Source organism: Rahnella perminowiae, assembly GCF_019049755.1.
Lineage (GTDB): Bacteria > Pseudomonadota > Gammaproteobacteria > Enterobacterales > Enterobacteriaceae > Rahnella > Rahnella perminowiae.
On record NZ_JAFMOS010000448.1, the window covers coordinates 1 to 9,702 of the forward strand.

A 9,702-nucleotide genomic window follows, 5' to 3' on the forward strand; every position below is an offset into this window, starting at 1 on the left:
ATGTACCAGAAAATAAAAATGTGTCTTTGAGTTTTGCTTTATAAAGGGATGGGTTGATATAAAAAATCATAATTATCATCAACGTACGTTTGCCAGATGCCTGATATCTTAGTTAAAAAAACTGTTGGGGCGAAGGCATGAAACTGCTGAAAAATGTATATGAATACCGTGACTGGATGATTAAAGACTTTCTGCATCTTGATGATACATTCCCCTCGGTTTTCGAACCTGACGAGATTGAAATAGATATTTTGCGGCAGGCACCAAAAGAATTTCCGTGCCTTGTGCAACTTGTAGAAGATGAGTCCGGTAATTATCCACAGTTTTTTCAATTTATATACCGATCGCAGGTAGAAGAATGGGCCCGGCTCTTCGGTATTGTTCGTTAGAGAAAATCTTTATTTCAACGGGCTACCTGCGGCGGTGTTTTAATGCTTAACTTTACCGGCCAGTTAAACAGCGAACCATTCACTTTTCGCAAAGCGATTAAACCATTAACCCCTTCTTTCATTCCTGATCCTGCCCAGTTTCATCGTCACCTCTTTCGGCATTTTATCCAGATTATCTTCCCGCAACCCCATCACCACGTTGTAGCCCGCCATTAGCATGGGATCGCCCAGGCGTGGTAATGGAGCCAGTTTTATCGGGATAGTCAGTGCCAGGCTGACATCATAATCACACCCCAGATAGACACGTAGCAGGGTGAACACATCTTCACGCAGTTGTCCGCCGGGCAGCCAGCCTTTGGCCTCAATGGGGTCTTCAGTAAACATCTCCACACCGATGCAGTAGTTGGCATCGGAGGTTTCACTGCCGAGGACCAGATGATCGCCCAGCCGTTGTTGTTCTGAAAAAGAGAACCTTGCCCGTTTTCCGGCGGGCATCCGCGTGACCTTGTGAGGCTTCACGATTACGTGAGTGTTGGGTGCCTGCGAGCGGATCACACTGACAATCCCTTCCGCCGTGCGGGTGGTTCTGACCAGCGGCTGCAGTAACGCCAGCAATCGCGAGGCGGGTACGTCGTTACTGTCGGTGATACCGGTCAGGGCCATCAGACTGCGCGAGGTTTTGTCGGTACCGCCGCCCTCAAAGGTGGCGGGGTAGCTGTACTTTCGCCAGATGCGGTAAAACTGCGTCATCATCCGGTGGTTGAAGATATCTAAAAAGGCCTCCAGCGCCTCATGGCCTTCGCGCTTTTGGGCGATGTCATCGATGTAGCCGGTTGGCAGCGGCGAGTCCACGCCGTACAGCCCCATGAAGGTAGTGCGCGCCGACGGCGGCGCGTCCGGGCGTTCCGCACTCGTGTCCACTGCTTTAAGCTCGCTGACCGGAAAACCCATGCCCGGATGCGGACGAAAACGCACCGCGTCGTTTTTCGGCGAGAAGGTGCTGCCGAGAGGTTTATTATCCGATAGCTGTTTTTCCAGCAGCTGGCAAAAACGGTAGAAATTAAAGGCGTGCGCCCGGTCGTTACCGTCTTCGTCCCGCCAGAATTCTTCCAGACGTTTTTCGTTATCTTCCGTTTTCATCAGAATAAAACCCGTGTCAGTCGTCGTTCAGGCCATATCCATTGCTTCCCGGACTGACTGAGCGACACCGTCAGCTGAATGAATCTTCGGATATCGGCGTACTGGGTGTAGAACTGCTCCAGGATCTCGCAAAACAGCAGGGCATCGCCCTGGCCACAGAACTGATGTTCATCCAACGTTACGCGGATGGCCACGCCGTGCCAGCCTTCGGCAGGATAGTGAGAGGGCGTATACTCTACGTGCGTGATACCCGTAATGCGGCGCGCGTTGTCCGGGTCATGCGTCCAGTCCAGCAGGCTGAGCGCGTGACGCAGCGTGTCGATTTCCATCAGACCGGCGATGGCCTGCGGATGCAGCAGCGATAACACCTGCCACTGATAAAGTTCAGCGGTTGGCGGGTAATACGGCATGGAAGGACGCGAGCGGGTGGCACACTTCAACTCAAGGTTGCCCAGCGCAGTTTCGCCGTCGAAGACGCTTTCCTGCAACGCCATGCGCGGCCAGGCACCGTTGGTGCAGGTCATGTTCAGGCGCATTTTCAGGCCGTTCTGCGCCTCGTGCGTACGGCCTCCGAGCATTAAAATGGTCTCAAAAAGCCCGGACGTTCCCCGGTACATGCGGGTGTGGTAATAACGGTCGGGCCAGTTTTTTGCATACTGGAGCATGCCGCCTTTCTCACGGAACTGGCTGTAAGGCACGTAGCTGAATTCTGTGTTGTCCTCGGTCACTTGTGCGACATCATTGACCGCATAGATTTCGGTGTGTCCGTCGCTGAGCCGGTGCGGCCGCAGACGGTAATCACTGACCGCGGTGGTCACGGTCAGCGGTTGGGCCAGCAGGCGGAACAGGTTGATCACCGGTACGCAGTGCAGGCGGATAGCGTCCGGAGGGACGGCCAAATCGTACGGCCAGCGTTCGCTGAGCGTTACCTCGATATCAAACGAGGTGGTGTCCGCCGGAAAGGTCAGGGTTTCCAGTCCGCGCAGCTGCATAAAGAAATATCGCCCGGGTGAAGTGAAATACTCCAGCCACGGGCGCACTTCGCCGCACAGGGCCGGGCTGTCGCTCTCCGGCCACTGTGAGGCATCATTTTCTGTCTGCCAGCGTGGTATAAACTGCACGTCCACCGGCGTCAGCCCGGTCGATTCCTGCCAGAACCTCACACTCACCCGTTTCACCTGACGGCTGAGAGCCAGATACAAAGCCGACTGCAGCACACGGTCGCCGTTCAGGTACAGGCTGATGTTCTGCCAGTCGGCGCGGCGGATTTCAGTGAGGGCGGGCAGGGTGAAGCGCAGTTTCAGCGCCTGCTGGCCTTCTGGCAGGGTGAATAACGAGACGTTATCAAGGGCAAACGGATGCACTGTCAGGTCGCGGGTCGTGCGGTAGACGCAGCGCTGACGGTCATTACCCGGCTGCCGGGTAAGCACTTCGCTTTCAGCAGGCAATACCTCCTTACGCAGGTGCAGCTCCGGCTCTGCCGGTGTCAGTTCGACAATCGCGGTGGAGGGCAGGGTGCGGTTGATCACCGGCAGCAGGTGCGAGAGCAGCGGCTCGGTCAGTTCGGGAATATCATCATCAATCTTCTGCCGCAGCTTGGCCATCATCAGCGAAAAGCCCTGAAACAACCGTTCGACGGAGTCATCGCGCGGAACCGGACTGCCGTCTAACCCCAGTGCGCGTCCCAGTTCCGGGAATTCTTTCGCAAACTCCAGCCCGGCGTCCTTCAGATAGCGCATTTCGCCGTCAAAATATTTTAAGAAATCGTCTTCCATGTCGGTGCCTGTGTTATCGGAAAATAGTATTGGGTAACCTGAAGCCGCTGAGGTTCAGCAGACTGACCGGGTCGTTGCCGGCGGTAAAGGCCAGTCGGTAGTTAAGAGGCAGGCCGTCTTCAGCGGTCCAGACCACCTGATAATGCGTGTCGTCCACCGGCGTAATCTTGGCCATCTTCAGTAACCGGTAAAACGCCCAGGTGCCAGGTGTATCAAAACAGAGCCGCGCACCGGCGCGGACGCTGGTCCACATCAGCGATGCACCGGGAGCCCAGGTATCGCCAGGCCACTGAATATCCTGCCAGAACGGCATCTGATTGAAATACACCAGCTTCTGGCCGTCGATAATCAGCTCGGTCTGCACCACGTCTCTGGCTGTGCCCGCCTCCAGCCTGAAGCGAAAACCCCAGCCCGTATCGTTAAGCATGTGACCTAAGCGGTCGAGTTGATTCAGCTTGTTCACAAAGGATGAATTGACCGACAGCCCCGGCGGCAGCTTATCCGCCTTCTGCCAGCGGTTGTCTTTGTATTCCAGCACGCCGTTCAGGTGTTCACGGATAAAACCGGTAATCAGGCCGGTCTGCGGGTTGATAAAATCGTTCAGCGCGGCCAGCGAGGCGTCGTTAGGGCTGTCGGCGAACGGGAAGGTATTATCAAACTCTTTATGCCAGGCCGCGACGATCTCCTGCTGCCACTGCGCATCCATACCTTTTACGCCGGCGGTCATCACCTCTTTCCAGGTCTGGCTGAGCGGCGCTAAAAACAGCGCCTGCGCCATCGGCTGCCAGCCGTTGCCCAGCTGAACGCGCAGACGGGCGGGTAACTCAGAAACCGTGTTATCAATCTGCGTACCGCGAAATACCGACTGCGAGAGTGCCGCCGTGCCGCCGGTGGCCGCCGACAGGTTGCGCATCTTGTCGCGCAGTGTGGCCGTTTGTGACCGCCAGCCTGACAGCGTAATGCCGGCCCCTTTACCGGCACCGGTTGTCATCGAGACGATGCCGCCAAATACCGGCTTCAGGGCCGGGTTCAGCGCATGGCGTCGCTCGTTCGGGCTGCCCGCCAGCCCCTGCCACGCCAGCTGTTTCATCAGCGCTATCTGTGGCGACCGGCTGACGTCGGCGGCCAGCGTCAGTTGCTCCACCTGATTAGCTGTCGTATGCGCCTTCATCTGGTTGAGCGTTTTCTGCCATGTGGTGCCGTATTCGGCAAAATAGCGTGCCGTCAACCGTTCCCCAAGCGCGGCAGGTGAGCGCGAGGCTTCCACCGGCTGTCCCGGCCCGGCCAGCACCCAGCCGACCTGTTCCTCCCGCCGGGTGACCAGCGCGGCAATCTCCGGCGCGATTGCCCCTTCATACGCCTGGCGGGTAAAGCTGCCTGGTACGTCGGCGTCGAGGGTAAACATTCCGCCCGAGTCCTGACCGTTAAGCAGCTGTGTCAGCGACAAATCCGCGAAGTTGCGGGAGGTGCGGTAAATCAGGGAACCATAAAGTTTTTGCTCCGCGTCCGCGCCGCTCATGGCGTTCAGCAAGGCCGCCCGCGCCTGCGCGACCACCGCGTTGTCAGGCTGGATTTTCCAGTCAGGATGCCCGGCGAACTGCGCGGCAAAGAAGGTGATATCCTGCGGTTCGATGTTCTTCAACAACGGCTTCAGCTGCTGCGCAAAATAACGCTGCGCGTTACTGTCTGCGGTTTTATCGGGATGAGCCAGCATCAGGTAGGTTTTCAGCTGGTCATAGTCAGGGGTTGCTGACGTGAGCAATGCGCTAAGTTGATGCTGTGCCGGTTGCACAATAAGCCGCTGAGCCAGCGTGTTATATTGCGGCCAGAGTGCGGGCAGTAAGCGGTACGTAACATCCAGTCCAAAACGGCGGTACAACGGCGTCCCTTCCTGTTGCTGAGCCAGCAGGGTTTGCATGGTGTGTTGCAACGCAGAGAGCACGGCAGGTGAGGGAGAGGTTTTCGCCTGCTTAACCTGCTCCGCGCTGCCGGTCACCAGCCGGTAGTTGCTGATGCCGGATACTGTCGTACCGATGGCCAGAACCAGCATCGCGGCGGCGCTACTCCACTGCGCCACTGTTCGCGCCGTCATCCCAACCGGACGACCGGCGCGGCGATGAATACCCGCAGACAACTCCCGCCAGACCGGAGAATCCGCGCGCTCATGCGGGCTGTACGCCTGAAACACCAATGCCGGTGAAAACACCACGCCGTACAGCGGCAGCTGAAAATAGCCACTGAGCAGCGGTTTGAATGCATCTGCCCAACCGGACAGGCGGGCTTGTAAATCACTGGCCAGTTGCAGCAAAAACGTATGACGCATATTTTCACTGATTTGTGCCATGCCCTGCGCGCGCAGTTCGGGGAGCAGGGACTCCACGGAAGACGATAAAGACGCCGGCGTCAGCCTTTTGTGCTCCAATACACCGACCAGCTGCACCGGCCGTTCAGGCTGCGGCCAGCTCAGTTCACGCCGGTCCAGCAGATACACCGGCAGTTCCCAGCGCAGCCGGTGGCGGACGATTTTATAACCGCGAAGTACCGCGTCTGCCTGCTCCGTCTGGGTATAGTGCGCCTCATGACTGACCCAAATCAGCGCATCGGCAGGGGCGTGAGGGCGCAGACGGCGCAATGCATGAAGGTCTGCCGGATTGCCGCCCGCCGCCAGCGCTCCGCCCCATAGCAGCAGGGTATTGCCGACCGTCATCCAGCCGGATTGAGTCAGCCCCGGCGCGACCGCTTCAATATCGGTCACTTCACCCATTACCAGCAGCCAGGGGAGTTTGCGCTTCCAGCGCAGGCCGTAGCGATGCCTGAGGGCAGATCTCAACCGGCCAACATCAATGGACGGCTGAACAGGCCGCTCCGATTCTGTACCTGCCGGTGCGACTTTGGGGCGCACAGGAACCCGCCAGCTGGCCGACGTGGTGACGAGGGTAAATGACAGGGCAATAAGCGCGACAATCAGCGTGATGATCAGAACGGTCATTAAAATGCCGGAGTGCTTTGAGGACGAAGAAAACACGCCGTATTGCCAGATCACACTGATAACCGCAACTGCAACGGCCAGCAGTAGGAACAGTATTCCCAGTGGCTTAATGAATTTCTTCACAATCAGCTTCCTTGCTGCGCAGAACGGATAAAGTGCGGCTCAAGCAGGCGATTCAATATGATCCGCAGGCCCACGGCGCTGCTAATCATTGTGACAACCAGTGTCAGGATCACCGTGATCGCGCCCCGGAAAGAAAACAGCCAGTCCGGGAAGGCATGGCCGAGGGACCAGAACAACACCAGATTGAACAGCAGTGAAGCGACCAGGCATCCGGCAGGGTAGACATCGCGGGGTAACTGGCTGTGATAGTCAGCCTGAACCGGCGCTTGAGTCCCGACAACCACCGCCCAGGCTGACTCTTCTGCGGCGGCCAATACCCACTGGCTGCCCTGCCCGCGCTTAATCATGTCGGCAGCGGCCCCCAACATCAGCCAGCCCGAAAGAGAACCATACCCTCCACAACCTTTGTCGAAATCCAGTTGCCCACCCATAGGGGCTTCCTGGCGCAGCGGTAATTTCAGGTCATGGACAACGGCATTGAGCTTCTGACGCAGGGTGCCGGTCAGCCCGGAGAACCACACCAGACGAAGAGACTCTGCCGGTTGTTGCGACATATCGCGCAGTTCCCGCAAATCTTCCGGCAGTTTTTTCAGGTTTAACGGCATGGCTCTGAAGAGCTGCGGGGCATTTTGCACGGCATCGGGTCTAAGCAAGTTGGCGGGGGAGAGCAGCAGGCCGGTCGCGATTTCGCTGAGAGGCTTTTCCTCCACACCGTCGTAGTAGTGCATCGCAATAACGAGAGAGGGAGTGCGTGCGTCTAAGCAGGTTCCCACAGTTTCCAGAGACGCCTGCGGGCCGACAGGGTTTACCTGTAACGAGTAACCGGGATAAAGCGTTTGCCAGAGCTCTTCGAGGTAGAGAATGTGTGTTTCAGTCACCTCTGTTTGCGTCTGCACATAGAGTCTGAACGTTCCTTCCCTGGGCAGATTCAGCGTTTTGATTGCGTCTTCAAACGACGTCAGGATATGGCGGCAGATGATTTCAAAGCGATAAATCCCCGGCGGCACGTCATCGTCAGGAAACAGCAACACGGCAGGCTCCTCGTTATCGCCTTCTGGACGGGAGAGGCCCGCGACCCGCGGGTATAAATCCAGCCTGGTGGTGAAGTTCACGCTATCAACGATATGCAGATGCTGATGTGTCCAGTTTTGCCATGCTGCATTGGTGTTTGCCTGCCAGTGTGTCCAGTTGTAATACATCAGCGCACCGGTTTCCCATGTCAGGAGATAAAGCGACAGACACGACAATATCCCCACCAGCGTGAAGCCGGTCAGCGGCAGATAATGGCCTGAAGACAACGGATACAACCCGGTTGATGGCGTATCGAGCACTACCCAGACCAAAGCCAGTGCAAAAGCCGTCAGGAAGATAAACACGCACACCCACGGTGACCACGCAGGTGGCTTTTGCTGAGGTTCAGCCTGAGGAACTGACCAGCCCATTATTCGAACCCTGCATCAGGGAAGCTGGCATACACTACCGACCCACATTCAGTTTTGCACAGATGTACCACAATCCCTTTTCCCTGCTCCTCATAACCCGGCTCACATTCGATAATGCGGTTCGGGCCATGTTCCTCGCAGCTCACCATGTCATGTAGCAACGCCGCATTTTTGCCCTCAATCTCAAACGTCGATGAAGCAGAAATCACCGTGCCGCCGTGGGAGGTTTTATCCCCAAGAACTACGACATTTTTCATGCGAGCTCTCCCTGCGGTTTCTGTGCCCGGACTAACGCGATATTGTCAGCCTCGGCCTTTTTCACTGCGGCGTCATAACGGTGCTGGGCATCAGCATCTACGTCTTTACGAATAGCCGGTGGCAGCGGAGGTGGAGTGAATGTGCCTGTTTTGTAATAATTATCAGAACCTAACGCGGTCCAGTCAGCCATTTTCCTTAACATCAGCATCCATTCATCCTTCTGCCCGATATTACAGAACCCTATCGGCAAGTCGTAGGCCATTATTTGCTGAAGGAATAATGGGTTCTGGGGTAAATCACTGTGGTCGGCAGGCCGGGATATATATTGGCTGATACGTGAGCGCATTTTCTCTACGGATTCGCGATCGACATTCTTGCTATTAATGAACGGGGGACTGTTTTTATCTCCCTCAGGAACAGTAAAGGTTTTGCGCTCATTGAAGCCATACAGCTTGATATAGTATTTGTATGTATTGTCGTTGGGCTTGCCTGTTTCCGGGGCATTGGTGCTCCAGCTATACCCATAACTGTCGTAGTTTTTATCAGCCAGATAGATCTGATGTGCTGCTTTATCGGCGGGTAAGTCTTCAATGTGTTTGCGGTCTTTATCGAAATCAGCCAGCTGCTCCGCAGTAATAGGTTGAGGGACCTGTTCGGCATTGATAAACAGCTTTTGGTTTGGGTCCGGATCAGGCCAAGCCTGGCGGCTAAACACAGAATCATTGCTGTCCCAGAATTTTTTACCGCCATTTGGTTTCCAGTCCCTGCTCATATCCGGCAACGTACCGAACGGCGTTTGGGGGTTGGGGGCTTCGCCACAGGCCATATTTCGGGCGAGCATGCGCACAAAAAGTGAGTTTTCCGGCACCATCGCAAAAACAGGGTGCGGCTGGGTATAGTTGCTGGCTTTCGTATTGGGAAGCCCTTGCCAGCCAATACTCAATAAGGGTGACGACCCCATTACCCGGTCATGTGGGCTGCAATAAATATACGTGCGTCCGTGATTGTCCCGCTCAGGAACATCCGGATTGGAAGTTTTCCCATCCGGTTGCCAGTTCTCGCACGCACCATCAAGACCACAGACGAGTTTCTTCGGGTTGGCGTTCTTAAGCCGGTCCTTATTTTCAGCCACTTTTCCGACAATATCAGCAAAGGTGACGCGTCTCGCGGCTTCAGAAATACATTCCGCTAATGGATAGGAGAGATAGTCCATCCCCTTACTTTCCAGACAGAGCGGAGAATTCATCAAAAAGAGCGCATCAGGTGCGGCGCCCTCCATTGCCGCCGCTGCGGTGGCAATCATGGTGCCCTGACTGTGAGAGATAACCGTTACGGTATCCGTCGGGCTGAGTTCGCGGATCTTTCTCACCAAATTAGCCAGTCGTTCAGCAGCATGCGAATAATATTCACGCGGCGGAGCATTCGCCAACAGACGGTCTGTTTCTTCATTGATAAACTGCGTACTGAAGGGGATAGGGATTTTTTTGACCCATTTACTGAAGCCGTATTTGCTCCACAAAGAATAGAGTGATGTGCAGCCATTTTGGAAGGGCCCCCCTCCCCAGAAAAATGGATAGATATTATTT

7 protein-coding genes are annotated in these 9,702 nt (G+C 55.9%); 1 reads left to right on the forward strand and 6 read right to left on the reverse strand.

Annotation, left to right across the window (positions count from 1 at the left end; translation table 11 throughout):
- The first annotated feature begins 137 nt into the window (after nucleotides 1-137).
- Nucleotides 138-389, forward strand: coding sequence for a hypothetical protein (locus J1785_RS07525; protein WP_217157003.1), 252 nt, complete (start codon nucleotides 138-140; stop codon nucleotides 387-389).
- Nucleotides 390-494: 105 nt separating this feature from the next.
- Here the strand turns inward: J1785_RS07525 and tssG are convergent, their stop codons facing one another.
- The 6 genes from tssG to J1785_RS07555 all read right to left on the reverse strand — a co-directional run.
- Entirely contained in the window at nucleotides 495-1,529 is a 1,035-nt protein-coding gene (tssG, locus tag J1785_RS07530; RefSeq protein ID WP_217219153.1) for a type VI secretion system baseplate subunit TssG, read from the reverse strand.
- A complete protein-coding gene (gene tssF / locus J1785_RS07535; protein ID WP_217219154.1) occupies nucleotides 1,529-3,304 on the reverse strand; it encodes a type VI secretion system baseplate subunit TssF in 1,776 nt (591 codons plus the stop codon). The genes tssG and tssF overlap by 1 nt, the downstream gene beginning before the upstream one ends.
- Nucleotides 3,305-3,317: 13 nt before the next feature.
- Entirely contained in the window at nucleotides 3,318-6,416 is a 3,099-nt protein-coding gene (locus J1785_RS26705) for an ImcF-related family protein (protein WP_217219155.1), read from the reverse strand.
- Nucleotides 6,417-6,418: 2 nt separating this feature from the next.
- The gene (locus J1785_RS07545) at nucleotides 6,419-7,858 is read right to left on the reverse strand and encodes a hypothetical protein (RefSeq protein ID WP_217219156.1); all 1,440 of its coding nucleotides are present in this window, start codon (nucleotides 7,856-7,858) and stop codon (nucleotides 6,419-6,421) included.
- Nucleotides 7,858-8,115: a PAAR domain-containing protein gene (locus J1785_RS07550; RefSeq protein WP_129953339.1), complete on the reverse strand. Its 258-nt coding sequence runs from the start codon at nucleotides 8,113-8,115 to the stop codon at nucleotides 7,858-7,860. Before J1785_RS07550 ends, J1785_RS07545 begins: the two co-directional genes overlap by 1 nt.
- A partial coding sequence (locus J1785_RS07555; RefSeq protein ID WP_217219157.1) for a T6SS effector phospholipase Tle3 domain-containing protein occupies nucleotides 8,112-9,702 on the reverse strand: 1,591 nt, incomplete at its 5' end. The genes J1785_RS07555 and J1785_RS07550, both read right to left, overlap by 4 nt.

Coding starts and splice junctions, on each gene's coding strand:
- J1785_RS07525 (WP_217157003.1), top strand. CDS start 138: ATGAAACTGCTGAAAAATGTATATGAATACCGTGACTGGATGATTAAA.
- tssG (WP_217219153.1), bottom strand. CDS start 1,529: ATGAAAACGGAAGATAACGAAAAACGTCTGGAAGAATTCTGGCGGGAC.
- tssF (WP_217219154.1), bottom strand. CDS start 3,304: ATGGAAGACGATTTCTTAAAATATTTTGACGGCGAAATGCGCTATCTG.
- J1785_RS07545 (WP_217219156.1), bottom strand. CDS start 7,858: ATGGGCTGGTCAGTTCCTCAGGCTGAACCTCAGCAAAAGCCACCTGCG.
- J1785_RS07550 (WP_129953339.1), bottom strand. CDS start 8,115: ATGAAAAATGTCGTAGTTCTTGGGGATAAAACCTCCCACGGCGGCACG.